This window comes from Erwinia wuhanensis (genome assembly GCF_030484085.1).
Classification (GTDB): Bacteria; Pseudomonadota; Gammaproteobacteria; order Enterobacterales; family Enterobacteriaceae; genus Erwinia; species Erwinia aeris.
The window spans coordinates 163,571-186,818 of the sequence record NZ_JAUJUH010000003.1; the positions used below are offsets into that span (position 1 = coordinate 163,571).

Annotated in this window: 23 protein-coding genes; 19 read left to right on the top strand and 4 right to left on the bottom strand. The window is 58.0% G+C overall.

The window, feature by feature from the left end; all coding sequences use genetic code 11:
* Positions 1 to 25 precede the first annotated feature (25 nt).
* The 19 genes from QZH36_RS08500 to QZH36_RS08590 all read left to right on the top strand — a co-directional run bounded on the left by QZH36_RS08500 (position 26) and on the right by QZH36_RS08590 (position 18,045).
* Positions 26 to 1,252, top strand: coding sequence for an RtcB family protein (locus QZH36_RS08500; protein ID WP_301730153.1), 1,227 nt, complete (start codon positions 26 to 28; stop codon positions 1,250 to 1,252).
* 4 nt (positions 1,253 to 1,256) lie between these two features.
* Positions 1,257 to 2,054 carry a nucleotidyltransferase domain-containing protein gene (locus QZH36_RS08505; protein WP_301729978.1) on the top strand — a complete coding sequence of 266 codons (798 nt, stop codon included), beginning with the start codon at positions 1,257 to 1,259 and terminating at the stop codon, positions 2,052 to 2,054.
* A gap of 23 nt (positions 2,055 to 2,077) precedes the next feature.
* A complete protein-coding gene (locus QZH36_RS08510) occupies positions 2,078 to 3,676 on the top strand; it encodes a hypothetical protein (protein WP_301729979.1) in 1,599 nt (532 codons plus the stop codon).
* A gap of 344 nt (positions 3,677 to 4,020) precedes the next feature.
* On the top strand, positions 4,021 to 4,317 hold the full coding sequence (locus QZH36_RS08515; protein ID WP_301729980.1) for a hypothetical protein: 297 nt from the start codon (positions 4,021 to 4,023) through the stop codon (positions 4,315 to 4,317).
* A 37-nt stretch (positions 4,318 to 4,354) separates the two neighbouring features.
* Positions 4,355 to 4,729 (top strand): hypothetical protein, encoded by a 375-nt coding sequence (locus QZH36_RS08520; protein ID WP_301729981.1) that lies wholly within the window; start codon positions 4,355 to 4,357, stop codon positions 4,727 to 4,729.
* 85 nt (positions 4,730 to 4,814) lie between these two features.
* Positions 4,815 to 5,867 (top strand): DUF1176 domain-containing protein, encoded by a 1,053-nt coding sequence (locus tag QZH36_RS08525; RefSeq protein WP_301729982.1) that lies wholly within the window; start codon positions 4,815 to 4,817, stop codon positions 5,865 to 5,867.
* An 11-nt stretch (positions 5,868 to 5,878) separates the two neighbouring features.
* The gene (locus tag QZH36_RS08530; RefSeq protein WP_301730154.1) at positions 5,879 to 6,901 is read left to right on the top strand and encodes a DUF1176 domain-containing protein; all 1,023 of its coding nucleotides are present in this window, start codon (positions 5,879 to 5,881) and stop codon (positions 6,899 to 6,901) included.
* A 211-nt stretch (positions 6,902 to 7,112) separates the two neighbouring features.
* A complete protein-coding gene (locus tag QZH36_RS08535) occupies positions 7,113 to 8,198 on the top strand; it encodes a 1-propanol dehydrogenase PduQ (protein WP_301729983.1) in 1,086 nt (361 codons plus the stop codon).
* 17 nt (positions 8,199 to 8,215) lie between these two features.
* Entirely contained in the window at positions 8,216 to 8,884 is a 669-nt protein-coding gene (gene pduL, locus QZH36_RS08540) for a phosphate propanoyltransferase (RefSeq protein WP_301729984.1), read from the top strand.
* Positions 8,885 to 8,886: 2 nt separating this feature from the next.
* Positions 8,887 to 9,555 (top strand): hypothetical protein, encoded by a 669-nt coding sequence (locus QZH36_RS08545; RefSeq protein ID WP_301729985.1) that lies wholly within the window; start codon positions 8,887 to 8,889, stop codon positions 9,553 to 9,555.
* A 2-nt stretch (positions 9,556 to 9,557) separates the two neighbouring features.
* On the top strand, positions 9,558 to 9,824 hold the full coding sequence (locus QZH36_RS08550) for a EutN/CcmL family microcompartment protein (RefSeq protein ID WP_301729986.1): 267 nt from the start codon (positions 9,558 to 9,560) through the stop codon (positions 9,822 to 9,824).
* A gap of 17 nt (positions 9,825 to 9,841) precedes the next feature.
* On the top strand, positions 9,842 to 10,333 hold the full coding sequence (locus tag QZH36_RS08555) for a GlcG/HbpS family heme-binding protein (protein ID WP_301250664.1): 492 nt from the start codon (positions 9,842 to 9,844) through the stop codon (positions 10,331 to 10,333).
* A 20-nt stretch (positions 10,334 to 10,353) separates the two neighbouring features.
* Positions 10,354 to 11,553, top strand: coding sequence for a propionate kinase (gene tdcD, locus QZH36_RS08560; protein WP_445235121.1), 1,200 nt, complete (start codon positions 10,354 to 10,356; stop codon positions 11,551 to 11,553).
* Positions 11,554 to 11,667: 114 nt separating this feature from the next.
* Positions 11,668 to 11,949 (top strand): propanediol utilization system shell hexameric protein GrpH, encoded by a 282-nt coding sequence (grpH, locus tag QZH36_RS08565; protein ID WP_253458125.1) that lies wholly within the window; start codon positions 11,668 to 11,670, stop codon positions 11,947 to 11,949.
* Positions 11,950 to 11,966: 17 nt separating this feature from the next.
* Complete coding sequence (gene pduB / locus QZH36_RS08570) at positions 11,967 to 12,722, top strand: propanediol utilization microcompartment protein PduB (RefSeq protein WP_253458128.1); 756 nt, start codon at positions 11,967 to 11,969, stop codon at positions 12,720 to 12,722.
* Between the two features lie 22 nt (positions 12,723 to 12,744).
* Positions 12,745 to 14,238, top strand: a complete 1,494-nt coding sequence (locus QZH36_RS08575; protein WP_301250663.1) for an aldehyde dehydrogenase family protein — start codon at positions 12,745 to 12,747, stop codon at positions 14,236 to 14,238.
* Entirely contained in the window at positions 14,238 to 14,534 is a 297-nt protein-coding gene (locus QZH36_RS08580; protein WP_253458133.1) for a hypothetical protein, read from the top strand. The genes QZH36_RS08575 and QZH36_RS08580 overlap by 1 nt, the downstream gene beginning before the upstream one ends.
* Before the next feature lie 43 nt (positions 14,535 to 14,577).
* Positions 14,578 to 17,100: a glycyl radical diol dehydratase GrpM gene (gene grpM, locus QZH36_RS08585; protein ID WP_301250662.1), complete on the top strand. Its 2,523-nt coding sequence runs from the start codon at positions 14,578 to 14,580 to the stop codon at positions 17,098 to 17,100.
* Between the two features lie 36 nt (positions 17,101 to 17,136).
* A complete protein-coding gene (locus tag QZH36_RS08590; protein ID WP_301250661.1) occupies positions 17,137 to 18,045 on the top strand; it encodes a glycyl-radical enzyme activating protein in 909 nt (302 codons plus the stop codon).
* A 345-nt stretch (positions 18,046 to 18,390) separates the two neighbouring features.
* Here QZH36_RS08590 and QZH36_RS08595 read toward each other — a convergent pair whose 3' ends face one another.
* The 4 genes from QZH36_RS08595 to QZH36_RS08610 all read right to left on the bottom strand — a co-directional run bounded on the left by QZH36_RS08595 (position 18,391) and on the right by QZH36_RS08610 (position 23,204).
* Complete coding sequence (locus QZH36_RS08595; protein ID WP_301729987.1) at positions 18,391 to 19,056, bottom strand: BMC domain-containing protein; 666 nt, start codon at positions 19,054 to 19,056, stop codon at positions 18,391 to 18,393.
* A 71-nt stretch (positions 19,057 to 19,127) separates the two neighbouring features.
* Positions 19,128 to 20,180: a helix-turn-helix domain-containing protein gene (locus QZH36_RS08600; RefSeq protein WP_301729988.1), complete on the bottom strand. Its 1,053-nt coding sequence runs from the start codon at positions 20,178 to 20,180 to the stop codon at positions 19,128 to 19,130.
* A gap of 14 nt (positions 20,181 to 20,194) precedes the next feature.
* Positions 20,195 to 21,424, bottom strand: a complete 1,230-nt coding sequence (locus tag QZH36_RS08605) for a sensor histidine kinase (protein ID WP_301729989.1) — start codon at positions 21,422 to 21,424, stop codon at positions 20,195 to 20,197.
* Positions 21,425 to 21,896: 472 nt separating this feature from the next.
* Positions 21,897 to 23,204, bottom strand: a complete 1,308-nt coding sequence (locus QZH36_RS08610) for an NAD(P)/FAD-dependent oxidoreductase (protein WP_301729990.1) — start codon at positions 23,202 to 23,204, stop codon at positions 21,897 to 21,899.
* Between the last annotated feature and the right edge of the window lie 44 nt (positions 23,205 to 23,248).

A 23,248-nucleotide genomic window follows, 5' to 3' on the forward strand; every position in this document is an offset into this window, starting at 1 on the left:
TCAGGTCACAGCAATGAGGAAAATGATTATGAAAAACAGCTATCAGACTCTGCAGCAGGCGAAAGGCGTGCCGGTAAAAATGTGGACCAACGGCGTACCGGTGGAGCCGGAAGCGCGCGAGCAGCTGCTGAACACGGCAAAAATGCCGTTTATTTTTCGCCATCTGGCGGTGATGCCGGACGTGCATCTGGGCAAAGGCTCTACCATCGGCAGCGTGATCCCGACCAAAGGCGCAATTATCCCGGCAGCGGTCGGCGTAGATATCGGCTGCGGCATGATTGCGGTGCGCACCTCGCTGATGGCCAGCGATCTGCCGGACAATCTGTCGGGCGTGCGCAGCGCCATCGAACAGGCGGTGCCGCACGGCCGCACCAATACCCGTTCCGGTCGCGATAAGGGCGCCTGGCAGACGCCGCCGCAGGAGGTGGATCGCCACTGGGCCAAACTGGCGCCGCGCTTCAAGACGCTGACGCAAAAGCATCCGTCGCTGTTCAAAACCAACAACTATCAGCATCTGGGAACGTTGGGAACGGGCAACCACTTTATTGAAGTCTGCCTGGACGAAAGCCAACAGGTCTGGGTCATGCTGCACAGCGGGTCGCGTGGCGTAGGGAACGCCATCGGCAATCTGTTTATCGCGCTGGCGCAAAAGGATATGCAGCGGCATATCGCCAATTTGCCGGATCGCAACCTCGCTTATTTTGAAGAGGGCAGCAGGCATTTTAACGACTACGTGGAAGCGGTGAGCTGGGCGCAGGATTACGCTCGTCACAATCGCGAAGCCATGATGGAGCGCGTGCTGGCGGCGATGTCGCGCGTTATCAGCAAGCCTTTTACCACGCATCTGGAAGCGGTGAACTGCCACCACAACTACGTGGAGCGGGAAACGCACTTTGGCGAGTCGGTGCTGGTGACGCGCAAAGGCGCGGTCTCGGCGCAAAAAGGGCAGATGGGCATAATCCCCGGTTCGATGGGCGCGAAGAGCTTTATCGTGCGCGGTCTGGGTAACGAAGAGAGCTTCTGCTCCTGTAGCCATGGCGCGGGGCGCACCATGAGCCGCACGGCGGCGAAAGCCCGCTTTACCGTGGAAGATCAGCGACGCGCTACGGCGCACGTGGAGTGCCGAAAAGACAAAGAGGTCATCGACGAAATCCCGATGGCTTACAAAGACATTGATGCCGTCATGGCCGCCCAGTCTTCGCTGGTGGAAGTAGTGCATACGCTGTCGCAGGTTGTTTGCGTAAAAGGATAAAAAAATGAGAACAGGATTGCATGGTGTGAATAGCGCAATGCGCGAGCGCGTACGGGGCGTGCTGCGCCAGATAGAAGAAGAGCACTCGGTAAAAGTGCTGTATGCCTGCGAGTCGGGCAGCCGCGGCTGGGGTTTTGCCTCGCCGGACAGCGATTACGATGTGCGTTTTCTCTATGTACATCAACCTGAGTGGTATCTGCGTGTCGAGCCGCCGCGCGACGTTATCGAGCTGCCGATCGACGATACGCTGGACGTCTGCGGCTGGGAGTGGCGAAAAGCGTTGGGCCTGTTGAAGCGAGCCAATCCAACGCTGATTGAATGGCTGGATTCGCCGGTGATCTATCAGCAGGAAGCGGCCATCGTCGCCGATTTACGGGAAAGGATACCGGACTGGTTTTCGCCGCTGCGGGCGCGCTGGCACTATCTCTCAATGGCGAAAAAGAACTTTCGTGGTTATCTGCAGGGCGACAGCGTGCGGCTGAAAAAGTACTTCTACGTATTGCGCCCGCTGCTGGCGGTGCAATGGATAGAGGCCGGAAAAGGCGTGCCGCCGATGCGTTTTGAAGCGCTGCTGGCAGGGACGGTGACGGATCCCTTGCTGCTGGCCGAAATTGAACAGCTGCTGGCGCGCAAGCAGCGTGCAGGCGAAGCGGAATATGGCGAGCGTCTGGAGCGCATCCATGCGTTTATCCGCCAGCAGCTGGACGAGAACCGCGTCAGCGAAGAGCTGCCGGATAGCGAGCGGCGCGACTGCCGCGATCTGGACGCGTTGCTGATGAAAACCGTGCTGAGCATGGCGTAACTTACCAAAAAGGGAATACAAAAATGAAAGAGTGGATCGCCAACATTTTCCGTCAGCCTGATGAACAGCGTTTTCCGGTGGTGTGGCCGACAGAGCAGCGCGCCATCTATGGCTGGCTGGCGCCGTGGTCGCAGGAAACGGGCGTGCTGCCTGAAGCGGCACAGACGCTGCCGGACGAGCCTGCGCCGCAAGAAGATGGGCCAACGCTGCGCTGGGCACCCGGTGCGCTGGACGGCGCCTTCGGTCATCATATCGCGTACGGCAGCGATCGAGATAAAGCGGCTCAGGTGACGCAGGCGATCGTACGCGTGCTGCGGCGGAGCAGCAGTAAAAATATGCAGGCGCTTTATCAGCTGGCAAAACAGGATACGCCGCTGAATTTTATCGACGATCTGCTGAAGACGATGGCCGCTTCTGAGGCTATTGACGCCCGCCGCCTGAGGGCACTGGCGGTGTTTCTGGCGACGCGGGCGCCGGACCGTCAGGTGGTGAAATTAGCGATGGCGCTGCTGGCTTTTTTCCCGTACCAGCAAAGCGTTGACCTGCTGCGCACATTAGGCAGCCACGATGAATTTACCCTGTATGCCGTGGTGGCGATGCGGGCTATCCTGCTGCCGGAGGAGTTCGCGCAGGAATGGCTGGCGCTGGCAAAGCGTACGACAGGCTGGGGACGTATCCAACTGATCGAGCGGCTGCCGGACGCGCCGGATCGGGCCATTCGTCAGTGGCTGTTAAGGGAAGGCTATAACAATGCCGTGATGGTGGAATATACCGCCTGGCACTGCGCCGAGCAGGGACGGCTGCACGAAGCATTAGAGGGCGAGGTTGATGCTGAGCTGCTTAACGGCGCCGCTGAAATCCTGCGCGGCATGATTAGCGGTCAGCCCGGCCCCGCTATTGATGAATATTCCTTTGCCGCGCTGGCCTGCGAGCGTTACCTCACGCATATCCAGCCTGGCACAGTGGCCGACCTGCTGCATTATGAGGTGGCAGGCGACATCGGCAGGCTGGCGCGTGAAGAAGCGTTTGCTGACGAGACGGAGCGGCAACGGCTGACAGCGCTGTACGAGCAGATCCGTGCCTTACCCGAGTGGCCCGCGCTGATTGAGGCCGGGCTGCATCATGATGACGCCATGATTTTTCATACGGCGCTTCAGCTTTGCAGAGAGCAGGGCGGCGATCCGTGGCCAGCCATTTATCATCGGCACCGTGAACGGCCGGAAGGGGGCCTCTGGTATCAGCTGATGCAAACCGACAACCCGGATTATATCGCGCAGGTTATCGCACTGGCGGAAAGCGAGCTGGATCTGACCGCCATCGCCTCCGGACCGCAAAAATCTCTGGGGATGGGGCCGCAGTATCAACAGCATTCGGCGCTCGACTTTATCCTGCAGGATTTAAAAGGTTTTCCCGGTCAGGGCTGGACGCTGATCCGGACAGGTTTAAAAAGCCCGGTGACGCGTAACCGTCATATGGCGCTGAATGCGCTGGAAGCCTGGCCGCAGGCTTTGCTGCCGGTGGAAGCCGTTGCGATGCTGGCAGAGGCCAAAAGCAAAGAGCCGGAAGAAGAGGTCCGGCAGAGGCTGACGCAGCTGCTCGGGCAGCTGGCGGAAAATCCGTAACTTCTGAGCTTTCGCTTACGAAATTCGTGTGAGGCGAGGCCAGCTCCTGTGGATATGGGCGGCTGGCTGATCCGTGCACGGTGCAGGCGAAAGCGCTGGCCAGGGCGGTAAAAACGGATAACGGCGACCTGTCTTCTTCGATATAATTAAAAAATATCCGCGTAGCCCGAGTCATTTATATGCATCATATCTTGCTATTTATTGCCAACCTGCTGCCGTTAGCTTTTATCATTTTGCTTATCAGATATTTCTTCTGGCCGATGTTCAATAAAGAAGCGTTCTTTCCTGCTAAAGGCGAGATAAAAAAGATATTGGCCAACGCGCTAATTTTAAAAAATTTGGGCATGAACACGGAAGATTATTACTATGACAGCGCTTCCCTGTATCAGCAGCGTGAAGGCGTAACGCTTTGCAAAGTTCCGCTGGAAAATATTATCAGGATAAAAGTCAGCGGAGCCAGGGTCAGTAATCGCAGAGTATGGCTGGTTTGTTACGTCACCAGGCCTTATAAAACGGAAAAGGCGTTCAGATTCCTTAATAACTATACTCTTTTTAATCGGGATTTCGCCGGCTTTCTTGCTGCCGTGAGGGCGGCCAACCCGGCGGCTAACGTACAGGAAATGACGCTGGGGCGAGTATAAAATTGACGGCGCGGAGCGCTTTAACAGGAGCAGAGATATGGAACCCTCATTAGCGGAAGTTATCGCTTTTGTTCGCGAGTTTTCAGGATGGAAACGTAAAACAATCGATGAAAATACATGGCTGGAAGAAGATTTGCATATTACCGGCGATGATGGTGTGGAACTGCTGGAAGAAGCGGAAAAAGTTTTCGGCGTGAGTTTTCCTACAGAAGAAGATGATTTCCGTAAGGTATTTTCCCTCAAAGAAAACGAATATCTTTTCGATAGTGAAGGCATCGATTTTTTTTGCATTGCTTACCTTTGCAGACGGCTGCGCGGCATTCCATCTCCTGTTATCCGCGATCTCTCCGTTGGCCAGCTGCATAGCGTGCTGGTTGAAGCGCGTAATAAAAAAGAGGCGGTTACACGATAGCTTCCATCGTTAAGCCTCATCCAAACTCTCGCAATCGGCTTATCAGCAAATTGTGATTTCACCCACCCGACATTCAGGAAGCAGCGTGAATCTTCTTCGAAAGCTGATAGTGATTATGACTATGTTTGCCGCCCCGGTTATCGCCCAGGAAAGCGGCGTATTCTTTTATCATAAGGCGTGGTCAGTGGCCTGCGATAACACTTTAACCTGCCGTATCGGCGGCCATAGCGTACAGGAGAATGTGGGCGGCGTGCTGCTGACGCGGGCACCTGGTGAGCATACGGCTACCGCTGGCGAAATTATCCTGCCGGAAGACAGGGAAAACGAGGCGCCGGTAAAAAAACTGACGCTGTGGCTGAACGGCCAGCCTGCGGGCGAAGCGACGCAGAAGGCTAACCGCTGGTGGTTGTCAGAAGCGCAAACGCTGGCGCTGATCGATGCCGTTAAAGGCAGCGGCACGGTCGGGTTCAAAAGCGATCGCGAAAGCTTCCAGCTTTCCGGCGAGGGCGCCTATGCGGCGCTGCTGAAAGTGGATGACGTGCAGGGCCGTATCGGTACGCAAGGTGCCTGGGTTAAAAAAGGCGACAGGCCCGAAAGCGGCGTCGCTAAGGCCGTGGCTATGCCAGTGATCCAGGCGATAAAAGTCAGCCCCGCTCAACCCTCTGTATTAACCAAAAAAGAGGCTGAAGCGCTCAGGCCGCAGCTGCTTGCCGTCTTAACCAGCGAGCAGCAGTGCGATTATCTGACCTCGGTTGGGGAAAAGGACGTCAACGGCAATATTATCAGCGGCGATATTACCGCCACGCCGCTGGATGATACGCACACGCTGCTTTCCACCCAGTGCTGGGGCGCGGCCTATAACCAGGGATACGGTTACTGGGTCACCGACAGCCAGCTAAAAGCGAAGCCTGTTGCCGTGACCACTGACGCGCAAACCTGGCACGATGGCGTGATTACCAATGTCTTTATGGGAAGCAGTGCCGGCAGCTGCGCGTCTAAGGAAGAATGGATCTGGGATGGCGCAGCGTTTCGTCAAAGCCTGGCAACCATCAACGATGGCTGCTGGTTTCCCCGCACCCTGGGCAACAGAGAGATACCTGGGCTGGTATCAGAAATAAAACGTGAGGGAATAAAGTGAATCGTAAACTGATGTTTTTTGCGCTGGCGACGCTCTCCCTGTCGGCACTGGCCAGTCATAGCGGCGTAACCTTTGAACACAAAGACTGGGAAGTAGCCTGCGACAACACGCTGACCTGCCGCGTTGCGGGCTATGCCAAAGAAGACGATCCGTCCGGTTCCGTCTTGCTTACCCGTACCGCCGGCCCCGGAACGGTGCCGACGGGCGAAGTGACGCTGGCCGACAGCGCAGAAGACAGCGCGCCGGTACAAAAGCTGACGCTGTGGATCGACGGGAAACCCGCGGGCGATCTCGTGGCGGCTGACGACAACTGGCGGCTGTCGGCTGGCCAGACGTCAGCGTTAATCAACGCCGTCAAAGGCAGTGGTAAAGTCGAATTTAAAGGCGGCGCGACGCCTTTTCTGCTTTCCGGCGAGGGCGCTTATGCCGTGCTGCTGAAAGCTGACGACGTGCAGGGCCGCATCGGCACGCCTGGCGCGCTCATCAAAAAGGGCGATAAGCCGGAAAGTGGCGTAGCTCAGGCGGTGCCGGCGCCGGTTATTCAGGCAGCAAAAACCCGCAGCGGCGAACCTCGTTCGCTGACCGCGTCAGAAATCGCCGCGCTGAAAACCCGACTGCTTGCAACGGTCAATCAAAATGACGATGACATGTGCGACAGCCTGGTTTCACCGGCAGAAAATGCTATTCCGGAAAATGACGGGCTGACCCTTACGCCACTGGATGACGGCCACGCTTTGCTTTCGGCGCTCTGCTGGCGCGCGGCTTATAACGAAGGGTATGGCTACTGGGTTATCGATAACCAACTAAAAGGTAAGCCGGTGCTGGTGACCATTTCCGGCTCGGATTATGAAAAAGGCGTGATTACCGATGTGCAGAAAGGCCGGGGTATCGCAGACTGCATGAGCCTGAAAAGCTGGGTGTGGGATGGCCAGGCTTTCCGCAAAAGCCGCGACGCCATGACCGGCATGTGTCGTTATATCCATGCGGGCGGCACCTGGGATCTGCCCACGCTGGTAACGGACGTGAAGCCCTGAAAGCGAACTCACTAAAAAACTGTCAATATCGTGCATACCCGGCCTGAAGCCGGGTTTTCTTTGCAGGCGGAAAGGTAAAGATTATTTTTAATTCCTTCCGCTTCTCCGCAAAAATTTCCCGTATCCGGACAAACTAATCCAGAGCCGCTCAGCCGCCGTCGTTGCTAATCTGTCGCCCTTAAATGGCGGACGTTTTGTTAAGGATAAGGGCGTGGCGAAGATTTTCTCTGTCCCGAATATTTACCATGGTGAAAATGCGCTGGCAGCGCTGAGTCAGCTTGGGCTGAAAAAAGTCGCCATCGTCACCGACGAATTTATGCTCTCATCCGGCAAAGTAAATCAGCTGATCGCCTTGATGCCCCAGGCTTCGATCATCATCTATAGCGAGGTCAAAGCCGATCCCACTACCACGCTGCTACAGGCAGGCGCGGAAAAATGTAAAGTCTTCAGGCCGGATACGATTATCGCGCTTGGCGGCGGTTCCGCGTTGGATGCGGCCAAAGGCATTAAGGCCACCCTTGAAGAGTACGATCCTCTTTATCACATCAGGCTGATTGCCGTTCCCACGACCAGCGGCTCCGGGTCAGAGGCGACAACCTACGCCGTTTTTTCCGACCCATACAGCGGCAGCAAATATCCGTTGGTCGCTGACGCGCTGCTGCCGGATATCACCCTTCTCGACGCCCGGCTGGTGGCCAGCGTCCCCGCGAGCGTCACGGCGGATACCGGTATGGACGTGCTGACCCACGCGATTGAAGCGCTGGTTTCCACAGAAGCAAACGACTTCAGCGATGCGCTGGCGGAAAAAGTCATTGCGCTGACCGCCCGCTATTTACCCCAGGCTTACCGTGAACCGCACGACCTCAGCGCGCGGACGCATATGCATCACGCTTCCTGCATGGCGGGCATGGCGTTCAACTCGGCGGGGCTGGGGCTGGTTCACGGCATGGCCCATGCCGTCGGCGGCAGGCTGCATCTTGCGCATGGCAGGATCAACGCCATGCTGCTGCCATTAGTGATTGAATTTAATAGCGAAATGCAAGGGGCGCAGGCTCGCTACCAGCAGTGCGCGCGGTTGATGGATGCCGACAGCCTGGCGCAGGCCGTTCGTGCGCTTAACCAGCAGTTTGCCATTCCGGCAACGCTAAAAGAGATGGGCGCGGATCTGGCTCGGTTTGCCACCTTGCGCGGCGAACTGATCCAGGCGGCGCTGGCCGATGGCTGTACCGCAACCAATCCTCGCCGTGCCAGCGAGCAGGATATCGATCGCCTGCTATCGCGCCTGGCGGGCGAGTAAACAGCAAGGAAGAGAGGATGAAGACGGATACGCAACGGCAGGCCAGAAGTATCACGCAGCAGATTTTACAGGAGCTGGCGGCAGGACGAAAAAGCCAGCCGCTGACTATTGCCGTCGGCGTCTCCAACCGGCACGTGCACCTGAGCCGTAAAGAGATGGACATGCTGTTCGGCTACGGTTCGTCGCTGACCCGGATGAAAGCGTTAAAGCAGCCCGGTCAGTTCGCCGCACAGGAAACCGTCACGCTGCGCGGGCCGAAAGGCGAGCTACAGCGCGTGCGGGTGCTGGGGCCGCTGCGTAACGTCACGCAGGTTGAGATTTCAGTGGCGGACGGCTTTGTCCTTGGCATCGGCGCGCCGGTAAGAATGTCCGGCGAGCTGCAGGGATCCCCTGGCATCACGCTGGTAGGGCCGCATGGCGAAGTGGCGATAGCGGAGGGCGTTATCGTCGCATGGCGGCATCTCCATATTTCGCCTGAGGAAGCGGCGCGGCACGGCCTGACGGACGGCGCGGAAATAGCGGTAGAAACCCAGGGGCCGCGTGCGGGCGTATTGCGCCATGTGAAGGTGCGCGTCAGTGCAGAAGCGCTGGCGGAGATCCACCTGGATCAGGAAGAGGCCAACGCGCTTGGGCTGCGTAATGGCGATCGGGTGCAGATCAAAAGCAACGGGCCTAAGGTGGCGTGATCGTGCAGCCGGATCTTTCCAACCGGCTCGATCGCATAATCGATCTTCTGCTGGTGCGGCAAAGGCAGGGCATGGTCAGAGTGGTGATCACGGGAACGGATCCACGCGTCCTGCCGGAAACGCTGGCTGCGCTGGAGGCGCTGAGCCAGGCCGGATACGGCCTGCGGGTCACGCTTTCCCACAGCGCCAGCCTGTCTGCCGTTTACGGGGCATTTCAATGCTGGCGGGAAGGGTTCGCGCCTGAACTGCTTTACGACACGCGAATGCCGCAGGCGGAAGAAGAGTACGGCGAGCTGTTTCTCCCGGCGATCTCAGGCAACAGCCTGGCGAAAATCGCGTTATGCCTTAGCGACAACGTTGCCAGCGCCTGGGCTTTTCATGCGCTGTGCCACAGCCGGAAAATCATCGTCACGCTGGGCGACGAGTTTACCCATGCGGCGCTGCCGGAGGCGATGCGGGAGCAGCTGCATCGCTATATCGCCACGCTGGAAAGCTTGGGGATTGTTTTTCCCGGCGCGACGGCGCGGAGCAAGGGTAAGCAACTTATTTCACTGGCGGATATCCGTCAGCAGCCCGCAGGCACGGCGCTGCGGCCAGGCCGAAACGTACTGATCACGCCAGCCGCTCAGGACGAGATACGGCGGCGGCACATCATTTTATACAAGGACTGACTATGTATCTGGCTAAAGTCACGGGCGCGCTGGTATCGACCAGCAAGCATCCCTCGCTGAATGGCGCCAAGCTGCTGATCGTGGCCCGCCTGAACGAGCATCATCAGCCCACGGGCAGCGCCCAGGTCGCGGTTGACTGCGTGGGCGCCGGCAACGGGGAAACGGTTATCGTCAGCTCGGGAAGCTCGGCACGCATGAGCAACGGCGAGCATTCGGTGATCGATGCGGCAGTGGTTGGCATTGTCGATGCGCTGGATCTCAATGGATAGCAAAAGGAAGCGCACTTATGTCGGTAAGGGAGAGTCTGGACAGCCTGATCCAGCAGGCCATTAATTCGCATCCGTCGCGGCATCACTCGCTGAGCCTCTCTGCGGCAGCGGCGCTGGCGGCGATAGCCTGTGAGGTCGCGCAGGAATATGAAGTGCCAATCGTGTTCAGCCTGGTAGATACGGCCGGACAGCAGCGCTGGTTTTTCAGCATGGATGATGCGCTGCTGGTCAGCCACCGCCTGGCGACGGAAAAGGCCTGGACCGCCGTGGCGCTGAGGATGGCGACGCACGAGCTGGCGCAGCAGGTACGGCCGGGCGCGAGCCTGGAGGGCTTACCGCAGCAGGGGATCTGCTGTCTTGGCGGCGGTTTACCCTGCTGGTCGCAGACGCGGCTGCTGGGCGGAATAGGCATCAGCGGCGGCAGCGTCGCGCAGGATATCGCCATCGCCCGCGAGTCGCTTGCCCGCTTCAGTCAGGCGCACTTTTTACTCACGCCTTCCCGACCCTAAAACGGATTTCAGAGGTCATTATGTCTACAACAACAGTTTTGGTTATCAACTGCGGCTCTTCTTCGTTGAAATTTTCTGTGCTGCCGCTGGAGGGCGAAACGCCGCTGCTTTCCGGGCTGGCGGAAAGGCTGGGGTTGGATAACGCCGCTATCACCTTTAAGGATGAGGCGGGAAAAACCACCCAGCTTCTGGCGCAGCCAACGCACCATTGCGCGCTGCAAACGCTGTTTGCCGTGCTGGCAGAGAAAGCGCTGCTCTCCTCGCTGTGCGCCACCGGGCATCGCGTCGCGCACGGCGGCAGCGAGTTTCAACGCTCGGTTCTGCTGACGCCAGCGGTTATCGACCAGATCCGCCAGCTGGCGCCGCTGGCGCCTCTGCACAATCCCGCCAACCTTATCGGCATCGATACCGCGCTGGCTTTGCTGCCCGCGCTGCCGCAGGTGGCGGTGTTTGACACGGCTTTTCACCAGACGCTGCCGCCGGAAGCCTTTACCTATGCCATTCCGCTGGAATACCGCGAACGCTACAAAATCCGACGCTACGGTTTTCACGGCACGTCGCACCGCTTTGTCGCCGCCGAAGCGGTCAGGCTGCTGGATCTCGATCCGCAGGATCACGGCCTGGTGATTGCCCATCTGGGCAACGGATCTTCGCTCTGCGCGGTACGCAACGGGCAAAGCGTGGATACCACAATGGGCATGACGCCGCTGGAAGGGCTGGTGATGGGCACGCGCTGCGGCGACGTCGATTTTGGCGCGATGGCTTACCTGGCGACATGCAGCGGGCAGCCCATCGAGGCGCTGGGCGAGATGGCTAATAACCGTTCAGGCCTGCTGGGGCTTTCCGGGCTGTCCAGCGACTGTCGCACCTTGCAGGAAGCACGCGCCAAAGGCGATGCGCGGGCGACGCTGGCGATTGACGTCATGGTGCACCGGCTGGCGCGGCATCTGGGCGGCCAGTTTGCCGCGCTGCACCGGCTGGACGCGCTGATCTTTACCGGCGGCATTGGCGAAAACTCGGTGCTGGTGCGCGAGCTGACGCTGGCCAGGCTGGAGATCTTCGGCTTCCGCCTGGATCGCAACAGGAATCAGGCGATAACGGGCGGCGCCGCGGGCACGATTTCCGCCGACGATTCGCCGACCGTGATGGTCATTCCCACCAATGAAGAAAAAATGATTGCGCAGGATGCGGCCAGGCTTGCCGCCGCGCCCGAACGATAACGCGCAAAATAATCTTACTGGCGGACAAAATATTTTTTCGCGTCCGCCTTAACATCGCAATCGGGCGTGGCCCCAGAGGCGCGTCTTTTTATCAGTCAAACAAACGAGGTCATTATGCAGCAGGAAGCGCTGGGCATGGTTGAAACAAAGGGGCTGGTTTCCGCCATTGAAGCGGCAGATACCATGGTGAAATCGGCCAATGTGACGCTGGTCGGCTACGAGAAAATCGGTTCCGGGCTGGTCACGGTGATGGTACGCGGCGACGTGGGCGCGGTAAAAGCGGCAACCGATGCCGGTTCCGTGGCGGCGGCCAAGGTCGGCGAGCTGGTCTCGGTTCACGTGATCCCCCGCCCGCATGTTGAAGTAGAAAAAATATTAAAAACGGCCACGGAGTAACGGCCTGAGGACAAGCCATGCAGGACAATCTTGTCGAACAGATTATTTCCAGGGCTATCGGCCAGCCAGAGAAGCGCAGCGGCTGCGGCCTTACCGAGTTTGTCGGCACCGCGCTCGGCCATACCATCGGCCTGGTGATCGCCAATGTCGATAGCCAGCTTCATGAGGTGATGGCTATCGACGGCCGGTTCCGCTCGCTGGGCATTATCGGCGCCAGAACCGGCGCAGGCCCGCATATTTTCGCTGCGGATGAAGCCGTTAAGGCCACCAACAGCGAGATCGTCGCCATTGAGCTGGCGCGCGATACGGAAGGCGGCGGCGGACACGGCTGCCTGATCCTGTTCGGCGCGGCAGACGTCTCGGATGTGCGTCGGGCGGTGGAGGTCACGCTGGGTGAAATCGAACGGACGATGGGCGACGTTTACGGCTCGCCGGCCGGGCATCTGGAATTTCAGTACACCGCCCGCGCCAGCCACGCGCTGAATAAAGCCTTCGGCGCGCCGGTTGGCAAAGCGTTCGGTATGACCTGCGCTTCGCCAGCGGCGATAGGCATCGTTATCGCCGACGTGGCGGCCAAGGCGGCGGTTATTGAACCTGTCGGCTACGCCAGCCCGGCCAAAGGCACCAGCTTCAGCAACGAGGCGATCTTTACTTTCGCTGGCGATTCCGGCGCGGTGCGCCAGGCGGTCACGGCCGCGCGCGAAGTGGGATTACAGCTGTTGGCCACGCTCGATCCGGCGCCCATCCACTCAACTACCACACCCTATATCTGATCGCGCGGTAAGGAAGGGAAGCATGAATGACAGCGAGATCGCTCAGGCGGTGGAAAACGTCCTGAGCAAATTTACCCGCACCACGCCCGTTGCCGATGCCGAAAATCCGGCGCTGGCGGCCATGGTCGCCCGGGCGCTGGCGCAGAGCAGCGCAAACCCGGAAGACGTGAAAAGATCCGCCGTCACGGAGACGGAGGAAGCAGGCGTTTTCGCCACGATGGACGAGGCGATCGGCGCGGCCGTGCTGGCCCAGGTGCAGTATCGCCATTGCTCTATGCAGGATCGCACGACCTTTATCAACGGCATCCGCGAGGCGTTTTTACAGGAGGAGGTGCTGCAAACGCTCTCCCGCATGGCGGTTGAAGAAACCGGCATGGGCAACGTGGCGGATAAGGTGATTAAAAACCGCCTTGCCGCGCTAAAAACGCCCGGCCCGGAAGACCTGCCGACCTGCGCGCAAAGCGGCGATGGCGGCCTGACGCTGACGGAATATTCGGCCTATGGCGTTATCGGCGCTATCACGCCGACTACCAATCCGACCGAGACGCTAATCAATAACAGCATCAGTATGCTGGCCGCCGGCAATGCGGTGGTCTTCAGTCCGCATCCTCGTTCCCGCAAGGTGTCGCTGTATACGGTGGCGCTTATCAATAACAAACTCGCCGCGCTGGGCGCGCCGGATAATCTGGTAGTGACGGTTGCGCAGCCCTCTGTAGAAAATACCAACGCGCTGATTAAGGATCCGCGCATCGCTATGCTGGTGGCGACCGGCGGCCCGGCCATTGTGAAAACGGTGATGTCCTCCGGTAAAAAAGCCGTTGGCGCAGGCGCGGGCAATCCGCCTGCCGTCGTGGATGAAACGGCCGATATCGAACAGGCCGCCCGCGATATCATCAACGGCTGTAGCTTTGACAACAACCTGCCGTGCACGGCGGAAAAAGAGGTGATTGTAGTCAGCCAGGCGGCGGATTATCTGATCCACTGCATGAAGAAAAGCGGCGCTTACCTGCTGAGCGACAAAAAGCTTATTCAGCAGCTGCAAACGCTGGTGCTGAACGACAAAGGCAGCGGCCCGAATACGGCGTTTGTCGGCAAAGACGCGCGCTATATCCTGCAACAGCTGGGCATTGATGCGCCGGCGGAAACCAGAGTCATCCTGATTGAAACCGAAGCGACGCATCCTTTTGTCGTGCATGAATTAATGATGCCGGTGCTGCCGCTGGTGCGCGTGGATAACGTTGACGAAGCCATCGAGCTGGCCGTTTGCGTGGAGCAGGGCAACCGTCATACGGCGGTGATGCACTCTACCAACGTAGAGAAGCTGACCCGCATGGCGCGGCAGATCCAAACCACCATCTTTGTGAAAAACGGGCCGTCTTACGCCGGGCTGGGCGTCGGCGGCGAAGGCCACACCACCTTTACTATCGCCGGGCCAACGGGCGAAGGACTGACCTCGGCGCGCACCTTCGCCAGAAGGCGCCGCTGCGTCATGGTCGAGGCGCTGAATATCCGCTGATGAAAACGCGCATTATCAACGCCCCCACGCCGGAAACGCTGGCGATGCTCAGGCGCCGGATGCCGTCGGAATTCAGGACGCGGCTGGATCTGCTACGTGTGGACGCCGTCGCGCTGTTAATGCTGCCGGTGCCCGATCTCTATTTCTGTGCCGACCTGGCCAGTAAAGGCGCCGACGTCATGGTTTCGGAAATTTTCGGCAGCTGCCCTCAGCATATCACTTCGCTGGCGATCTTCGGCGAGGTCGCGGCGGTGGCGGAGGCGATGCGGCTGATTGAACAGCACCTCGGCGCTTAAGCCCCAGGGCCATAAACAAAACGCTTTTTCGGGAGTTATCACTATGTTGGAAAAAGGCTTTTCCAGTCCGACCGATCGTATCCTCAGGCTTAAAAACACGCTCCTGCAGGTGAAGCCGTACGTGGAATCGGAGCGCGCCACGCTGGCGACGCTGGCTTATCAGCAGTATGAGCATCTGCCCGCCATCATGCGGCGCGCCAGAGTTATTGAAAAAATCTTTCACGAGCTGCCGATCACCATCCGCGCGGATGAGCTGATTGTCGGCGCAGTCACCATCCATCCGCGCTCTACCGAAATCTGCCCGGAATTTTCCTTTGAATGGGTGGAAAAAGAGTTCGAAACGATGGAGCACCGTCTGGCCGATCCCTTTATTATCGAAAAGGAAACTGCGCAGGCGCTGAGCGAAGCCTTTAAATACTGGCCGGGCAAAACCACCAGCTCGCTGGCCGCGTCCTATATGTCTGACGCCACCAAAGAGAGCATGGCGGGCGGCGTCTTTACCGTCGGCAACTACTTTTATGGCGGCGTGGGGCACGTCAGCGTGGATTACGGCAAGGTGTTGAAGATCGGTTTTCGCGGCATTATCGCAGAGGTAAACGAGGCGCTGGCGAAGCTGGATCGCAGCCGCCCCGACTACCTGAAAAAAGAGCAGTTTTATCAGGCGGTGATTATCAGCTATCAGGCCGCTATCGCTTTTGCCCATCGCTATGCGCAGGAAGCGGCGCGGCTAGCGCAGGCGGAAAACAATCCACAGCGCAAACGCGAGCTGGAGCAGATTGCGCAAAATTGCCGACAGGTGCCGGAGCAGGGCGCGACCACTTTCTGGCAGGCCTGTCAGACCTTCTGGTTTATTCAGAGCATGTTGCAGATTGAATCCAGCGGCCACTCGATTTCGCCAGGCCGCTTCGATCAGTATATGTATCCTTATCTGGCGGCGGACAGCAGCATTACGCCGGAGTTTGCTCAGGAGCTGGTGGACTGCTGCTGGATCAAGCTTAACGACATCAATAAAACCCGCGACGAAGTCTCCGCGCAGGCTTTCGCCGGTTATGCTGTGTTCCAGAATCTTTGCGTCGGCGGCCAGACGGAAGAGGGGCGCGACGCGACAAATCCGCTGAGCTATATGTGCATGGAGGCCACCGCGCACGTTCGCCTGCCGCAGCCCTCTTTCTCCATTCGCGTCTGGCAGGGTACGCCCGACGAGTTTTTATTCCGCGCCTGCGAGGTAGTGCGTCTGGGGCTGGGCGTTCCGGCCATTTATAACGACGAGGTGATTATCCCGGCGCTGCAAAATCGCGGCGTTTCGCTGCAGGATGCCAGAGATTACTGCATTATCGGCTGCGTGGAGCCGCAGGCGCCGCACCGTACCGAAGGCTGGCACGACGCGGCCTTCTTTAACGTGGCTAAGGTGCTGGAAATCACGCTGAACAACGGACGGGCAGGCGGCAAGCAGCTGGGGCCGATAACCGGCGAGATGACCAGCTGGCGCGGCATGGACGACTTTTACCAGGCTTTTCAGCAGCAGATGACGCATTTCGTCCATCAGCTGGTAGAGGCCTGCAACAGCGTCGACCTTGCGCACGGCGAACGTTGCCCGCTGCCGTTTCTCTCTGCGCTGGTGGATGACTGTATCGGGCGGGGCAAATCCTTGCAGGAAGGCGGCGCTATCTATAACTTTACCGGCCCGCAGGCGTTTGGCGTGGCCGATACCGGCGACTCCGTTTACGCCATCCAGAAGCAGGTGTTTGAAGAGGGCAAGCTGACGCTTGCTGAACTGAAAAGCGCGCTGGAAAGCAATTTTGGTCACGCAGCCGACAGCTCGCCTCAGGCATCGCTGAGCGAAAACGACCTCTGCGCCATGGTACAGCAAATTATCGATCGGGACGGATCGCTGGACGCGGCGGCGATCAAAGAAGAAGTTTATCGTCGGCTCTCCTCCACGGCGGCCCCGCAAGGCAGCCAGCGTTTTGCTGAGATCCGCCGCATTCTGGAAAATACGCCCTGCTTCGGCAATGACATTGACGAGGTAGACCTGGTGGCCCGGCGCTGCGCGCTGATCTACTGTCGCGAAGTGGAAAAATACCGCAATCCGCGCGGTGGCCAGTTTCAGGCCGGCATCTATCCCGTCTCGGCCAACGTGCTGTTTGGCAAGGACGTGGGCGCGCTGCCCGACGGTCGCCTGGCAAAAGCGCCGCTGGCAGACGGCGTGTCGCCACGGCAGGGCAAAGACGGCTCAGGGCCGACCGCCGCCGCCAGCTCGGTAGCCAAGCTGGATCACTTTATCGCCTCTAACGGCACCCTCTACAATCAGAAGTTTTTGCCTTCCGCGCTGGCGGGGGAGAAAGGGCTGCGCAACTTCGGCAGCCTGGTACGCAACTATTTTGATAAAAAAGGGATGCACGTGCAGTTCAACGTAGTGGATCGCGACACGCTGCTGCGTGCGCAAAAAGATCCGCAGCAGCATCAGGATCTGGTGGTGCGCGTGGCGGGCTACAGCGCGCAGTTTGTGGTGCTGGCCAAAGAGGTTCAGGACGACATTATCAGCCGTACCGAACAGCACTTTTGATGCGGCCGGCGCGGTTGCCAGCCAGCAGGACACAGGATGAAAGTCGACTACGAAACGGAAGGCGTGCTGTTTAATATTCAGCGCTATTCGCTGCATGACGGGCCGGGCATTCGCACTATCCCGTTTTTTAAAGGCTGCCCGCTGGCCTGTAAATGGTGCTGCAACCCGGAGTCGCAGCGCCCCGGGCCAGAGCTGCTTTTTAAAAACCGTGACTGCATCCGCTGCGGGAAGTGCCTGAGCGTGTGTCCCACGCAGGCGCTGTCGCCGGACAATCCTTTCTTTGTGGATCGCACGCGCTGCACGCAGTGCGGCGACTGTACGCAGGTTTGTCCGACCGGCGCGCTGGAGATGAAAGGAAAGCGTATGACGGTCGGCCAGGTAATGCGCGAGCTACAGAAAGAGGAAAATTTGTTCCGACGATCCGGCGGCGGCATCACGCTCTCGGGCGGCGAGCCGCTGGCGCAGCCTGAGTTCGCTCGCGAATTGCTGAAAGCCTGCAAGGCGAAGGGCTGGCATACCGCAATAGAAACCACCGGTTTAACCAGTAAAGAGGTGATTGATGAGGTATTTCCGTGGGTCGATCTGGCGCTGACGGATATCAAAGCTATTCATCCGACGGTGCACCGGGAAAATACCGGCGTGGATAACCGACGTATTCTGGAAAATCTGCTGCGCATCTCTTTTATTACCAAAACGGTGGTGCGTGTGCCGGTGATCCCCGGCGTTAACGACAGCCCCGAAGAGGTTCGGCGCATCGCGGAATTCGCCCGACTGATGATGAACGTCACCGAGATCCATTTGCTGCCCTACCATAATTTTGGCGAAAACAAATATGCTCTGCTGGGCCGTGACTATCCGCTGCGGGAAAGCGCCGTTAAGGTCGACATCGGGCCGCTGAAAGCGGTAGTGGAAGGGCTGGGATTTACCTGCCATACCGGCGGCTAGCGATGGTGATTGGGCGATCGCAACAAACGGACAGCGTTGGCCGACGGCCAGGGCGCGTGGTCGCCGGTGATCAAAGCAGAGGGGCAATCGGGGTAAAGGAGATGACACGGTTGGCCGGAGGTAAAACACAGGGTCAATTGGGGTAAAGGAAAGCTGGTGATAAAGAGACGGGATCGACTGCGGTAAAGGAAAGGTATACGGTTTGGCTGGTGATAAAGACACGGGAGCGACCGCGGTAAAGGAAAGGTATACGGTTTGGCTGGTGGTAAAGATACGAGATCGGCTGCGGTAAAGGAAAGACGCACGGTAGGCTGGTGATAAGGAAAAGCGCGGCGCCACCACCGCCTATTTTTTGCGTTGACCGGAACGACGTGCCGACTTATTACCTTTAGTTACAGCATCCTGAACAGGAGATATCGCATCGGAAGACGGCTCGTTGGCGTTGATATCCGCTCCGTTATTGACCGGATCTGTCTCTGCTTCGGATCTGGGTTGTACTGGTGCATCACCAGGCGAAACCGGCTGCGTTAAGGTGACGTCAGGCACAACAGCTTTCGTCGTTACATTGCCAGGTAAAACCGGCATTGATGTATCGTCAGGCATAACAGCTTTCGCCGTTACGTCGTTTGATATATCGTCAGGCACAACAGCTTTCGCCGTTACGTCGTCATGCAAAGCAGTCTTCGCGCCTGTGTCGGCAGGCAAAGCAGGCCGCGTTGGGGCTACCGATTTACAGGTAATTTGCGTCATCGCCCCAATGCCCTCTGCCGCTCTGGCTATGACCCGATGGGCGTAAAGCTTGCCCATGCGGCTGGCTGCTGCCGCGCCTGCTTCGACGGCAGCATTCACCGCCGACACCTCTCCCGTTAATCTCACCAGTATCAGACCGTTTCCTTTGGTCTGCTCGCAGCCTGCCAGCGTCACGTTGGCCGATTTCAGGGCCGCATCGGCGGCTTCCACCGCGGCGGCCAGCCCCACGGTTTCAATCAGCCCAAGGCTTTTTCCGGGCATAGCGTTCTCCTTAATGTTATCCCGCTATTTTACCGGCCTCCCTGACGGAGCCAGGGAAACTATTTTGCCCGTTACAGAGACTTTTTTGTCTGGTCTTTATTGTTTCCGGTCGCCGTCATCTGACGACAGTAGTCTGACGGCGCCATGCCCGTTTCCTTTTTAAAAATGCGGCAGAAATAGTTGGCATCCTGCCAGCCAAGCTCCAGTGCAACGGTATGAATATTCAGATCGCTGAACTGTAACAGGGCGCAGGCAAACTGCATTTTGCGATGGCTAACGTAAGCGGAAAAACCTGTGCCCGTCTCTTTTTTAAACTTTCGGCTCAGGTAGCAGGCGCTGATAAAAGATTTGGCGGCAATACCATCCAGCGTGACATTTTCCGTTATGCCTCGTTCAATATGAAATTTTGCCCGGGCGACAAAGGACTGCGTGCTTGTTTTCAGGGCTGCATCAAATATTTCCCGGCTTGCCTGCAACAGCAGCAGAACCAGACGCCGATAACGCGCCTGGCTTACGCCGTCCTGCCCGACCTGTAGCGCCAGCATGCCGATTTTCTCCCGCATCGGCGGCCTTAATGACGCCTGCCGACATATCAGTTCCAGCAGCAGAACCAGCTCGCGGCTTGCCTGGTTGTCCCCAAGAAAGGCGCGTTTGTGTACGTCCAACAGCAGGTCATGCCATTGTGGATAGTCACACCGGGCGATAAGCGTCTGAAGCCGCCGCTTCAGCGCTTCGCCACGGGCCATTCCGTGCGCATCAGCGCTCAGGCTACCGTTAACCTTATCAATGATGGCCTGCTTTTTTATCGGTTTCAGCAGATAATCTTCAATCTGCAAAGGCAGCATACTACGCAGAAGATCAAAGTCGTCGCTGGCGCTGGTGACAATAACGCGGGTAGCGCTGCTTTTGGTGCGCAGATACTGAATAACCTGCCTGCCGTCGGGGCGGGGAATGGTCAGGTCGACAAAAATCAGGTCGATATGCGGCAGTTCATCAATCAGCTGCATGGCTTTTCTACCGGTCGGAGCGTCATAAATCAGCACGCCTTGCTGACTGGCCGCTACGATGCGGCGCAGGCTTTCCGCTTCCATCGGTTCATCTTCAACTATCACCACGGTGGACATAACCGGCTCCTGTTTTACGACTGAGGCTGAAGAGGAAAACGAAGTTTGATGGTGGTGCCCATCATGGGACGGTGGGCGCTAAAGATCTCCAGCCCGTAAGCGTCGCCAAACAGCAGCTGCAGGCGCTGCATAATATTCCTGATGCCTATTCCCTGTTTATTGTCCGGTGGCCCGCTTAAAATTTGGGTTATCGTCTGTTGTGCGATGCCATCGCCGTTATCGCTGACCTCAATAATAAGATCGCGACCATCGTCGGTTGCGCGAATATGGAGTACGGCAGGTATTTCCCGCGGTTCAACAACGTAATTAAAGAAATTTTCCGCCAGCGGTTGCAGCGTTAAAAAAGGGCAGGCGACGCCATAATATTTTTCCGGAATAGCGCAAAGATAAGTGAAACGGTCCGGCATTCTGACTTTCTGCACTGCCATATAGCTGTTGACGTAATGGATCTCTTGTTCAAGCGTGATAACGGCATGATTATTTTTGCGTAGCAGATAGCGCATCATATCGGAGAAATCATGCACCATGGCTTCCGTCCGCGGCGCTTCTTCCAGAAAGGCGAGCCGACCAATGGTATTCAGCACGTTAAATAAAAAATGCGGATTAAGCTGGTAGCTCAGCGCTTTAAATTCCGCCTCGTGCAGCAGTTTTTCCGTTTCCACTCGCCTGCGCAATTCACGGGTCAGCTGCCGTTCTTTTTTATGCAGTTCGCGCTGGATGGTGGTGGCCCAGGCCTGTTCCACCAGGCAGGAAGCCATATGCAGCAGGGTTTCAGCCAGTAGCTCAAAGCGGCGATAGGGGGTAATCGGTATTGCCTGATGAAAGCGCTTCAGAGAGGGGGTGATTTTTCGACGCGGGCGATTGGGCAGAATGCAGGGGATCGTTTTTGCCTTTTCCGCTTCAACTCTGACCTGACCCGCAATAAAAGCGCCCAGATAATGCTCGTTAATAACCACAGGTACGGCAAACTCAACCATGCCGCAGCAGCAGCGGTAGATGACCGGTTTCCGCGCCTGCATGGCCGCCCGACCGCCGGCATTGTCGCAGGCGTGGCAGCGTTCCGCCTGGTCCGGGTTTTGGCGGTAGCGGGCGCAAAAGTCAGAAAAGCCGCTTGGCCTGGTGACGGGGAGACCAGCGGCGTCCACCACTACCAGCGCAATTCTCATTGTCTGGCTGAAGTTGTCCTGTAGCTTTTGCAGCCTGTGCGTATCCAGAAACTCCGCGATCTTATATTCAGCTTCCATGCTAAATACCTTATGCAAGTCGATATCAGGGTAATGTAACGTAAGCAATACGCTTTAATAGTGCACGGCTTCACAGCTGACAAATATTTTTTATACAGATGGAATGCCGCCGCGCTGCCTGAGCCTGCTTTGGTCGTGCGGCGATATTCAGATCGGCGATCGTCTCCTTTTTGGCGCTTCCTGACCCTGGCCGATGTTTGATAAATAGCAAAAGCTGCTGCCGGTAGAAGATAATTACAGTGTGCTGGCAGAGATGACGAGATTTGGCTGAGCGGAGAGGCCGACGGAATAATAAAGCCCGGTTTTAATTTTTTTAGTCTGCAGCGTATATGTCTGTCTGATATTTACGCTGCAAAATTGCCTGTAGCTACAGTCAGAGCTGTCCGGCTTGCTATTCAAAGGCATTACTACCTAAAACCTTACGCCGCCGCTAATGGCTGAGTAAATAAAGCGATTCGCGGCGGTGCCCGCCTTACGCTTCGTTTCTCCCCAGCCAGCGCTCTTTCAGCAGCGAGCCAGCAATGGCCGCATCCAGCAGCGGGGAGGGCGGCAGGTAATTTGCTTCGCCCAGCGCCAGCATCGTGGCCGTCAGCGGATTATCATAGCCTAGCGCATAATCCGCCAGCAGCGATCCCGCGATAGTCTGCTTAGAGATCCCCGCCCCGTTGCAGCCGCTGGCGGTGTAAACAGCGCCGCTCAGCGCGCCCCAGACCGGCGCGCCGTTGCGGGTTACGCTGATGGTGCCCGACCAGCTGTGGGTCAGGCTGACGTCCGTGAGCTGGGGGAAAATTTTGTTGAACGTGGCTCTGTGCAGCCGCGTGGCGGCATAAGTTTGCGTAGCAGTTACGCGGCCGTGCAGGGCCGGCACCACGTGTTGACGAATTAAAATGCGGCGATCGGCGGTGTAGCGCAGCGTGGCGCCCGCGATGGCGTTAACCGGCGTCAGGCCCCAGCTCTTCATGATCGGCAGCCGCTGGCGCTGTTCATCGGTTAGCGGCGCGGTCAGGCTGGCGAAAGTCGCCATGGCCGCCTGCTTGCTGATGCCCGGCGCCAGTTCGCGGGAAAGGGCAGCGGTTGCCAGCATCACTTTCGGCGCACAAAGCGTGCCGAAAGGCGTGACAAGGCGATTTATTTTGCCGTAGTGAATGGCCATCACCGGCGTCATATCATAAAGAGTGACGTTTTCCGGCAGCGTTGCGGCCAGCCCGATCGCCAGGCTTGCCGGGTTGAGCAGCACCGCGCCCGGCGTATAGATGCCCTTGTGATAAAAATGCGTGCCCAGCTTTTGCGACAGCGTCTCGCGGTCAAGCACCTCATAAGCCTCGTCCATCAGCTCAAGATTATCGCGATACTCCTGCAACACGCTTTCGCTGCGTGCATCGGCCTGGCAGTGATACTTCCCGGCCTTCTCCCATTCGCAATCGATCCCTCGATCCGTCACGATCGTTTTTAATTCGTCGATCCCGGCCTGTAATAAGGATCGATAATCCTGCGCCTTTTTCAGCTCCGCCGTCGAGCTGCCAATATTATGCGGCAGGCCGATCGCAAAGCCGGAGTTTCTGGCTGAAGAGCTTTCCGCCGCGCTGGCGGCATCAACCACCACAATTTTCAGGTTCGGATTGTGACTGGCCAGCCGACGAGCGAAAGCCAGACCGGCAAAGCCTGCGCCGACGATCGCCCAGTCCGCTTCGCAGTCGCCGCGCAGCGCAGGACGGCTTGCAGGCGTCTCGCGCAGCCAGCCATTGTGATTCTGGTTAAAAGGTATTGAGGCGTATTTCACTGTAACCATCCCTGAACGAGCCGTTCGTTAGCAAAGCAGCAAGG

Excerpts from the sequence above, each read along its gene's own strand:
- QZH36_RS08575 (WP_301250663.1), top strand. The coding sequence starts at position 12,745 with ATGAATGACAGCGAGATCGCTCAGGCGGTGGAAAACGTCCTGAGCAAA.
- pduL (WP_301729984.1), top strand. The coding sequence starts at position 8,216 with ATGAAGACGGATACGCAACGGCAGGCCAGAAGTATCACGCAGCAGATT.
- grpH (WP_253458125.1), top strand. The coding sequence starts at position 11,668 with ATGCAGCAGGAAGCGCTGGGCATGGTTGAAACAAAGGGGCTGGTTTCC.
- QZH36_RS08605 (WP_301729989.1), bottom strand. The coding sequence starts at position 21,424 with ATGGAAGCTGAATATAAGATCGCGGAGTTTCTGGATACGCACAGGCTG.
- QZH36_RS08550 (WP_301729986.1), top strand. The coding sequence starts at position 9,558 with ATGTATCTGGCTAAAGTCACGGGCGCGCTGGTATCGACCAGCAAGCAT.
- QZH36_RS08600 (WP_301729988.1), bottom strand. The coding sequence starts at position 20,180 with ATGTCCACCGTGGTGATAGTTGAAGATGAACCGATGGAAGCGGAAAGC.
- grpM (WP_301250662.1), top strand. The coding sequence starts at position 14,578 with ATGTTGGAAAAAGGCTTTTCCAGTCCGACCGATCGTATCCTCAGGCTT.
- QZH36_RS08505 (WP_301729978.1), top strand. The coding sequence starts at position 1,257 with ATGAGAACAGGATTGCATGGTGTGAATAGCGCAATGCGCGAGCGCGTA.
- QZH36_RS08520 (WP_301729981.1), top strand. The coding sequence starts at position 4,355 with ATGGAACCCTCATTAGCGGAAGTTATCGCTTTTGTTCGCGAGTTTTCA.
- QZH36_RS08530 (WP_301730154.1), top strand. The coding sequence starts at position 5,879 with ATGTTTTTTGCGCTGGCGACGCTCTCCCTGTCGGCACTGGCCAGTCAT.
- QZH36_RS08590 (WP_301250661.1), top strand. The coding sequence starts at position 17,137 with ATGAAAGTCGACTACGAAACGGAAGGCGTGCTGTTTAATATTCAGCGC.
- QZH36_RS08510 (WP_301729979.1), top strand. The coding sequence starts at position 2,078 with ATGAAAGAGTGGATCGCCAACATTTTCCGTCAGCCTGATGAACAGCGT.
- tdcD (WP_445235121.1), top strand. The coding sequence starts at position 10,354 with ATGTCTACAACAACAGTTTTGGTTATCAACTGCGGCTCTTCTTCGTTG.
- QZH36_RS08515 (WP_301729980.1), top strand. The coding sequence starts at position 4,021 with ATGAACACGGAAGATTATTACTATGACAGCGCTTCCCTGTATCAGCAG.
- QZH36_RS08555 (WP_301250664.1), top strand. The coding sequence starts at position 9,842 with ATGTCGGTAAGGGAGAGTCTGGACAGCCTGATCCAGCAGGCCATTAAT.
- pduB (WP_253458128.1), top strand. The coding sequence starts at position 11,967 with ATGCAGGACAATCTTGTCGAACAGATTATTTCCAGGGCTATCGGCCAG.
- QZH36_RS08595 (WP_301729987.1), bottom strand. The coding sequence starts at position 19,056 with ATGCCCGGAAAAAGCCTTGGGCTGATTGAAACCGTGGGGCTGGCCGCC.
- QZH36_RS08580 (WP_253458133.1), top strand. The coding sequence starts at position 14,238 with ATGAAAACGCGCATTATCAACGCCCCCACGCCGGAAACGCTGGCGATG.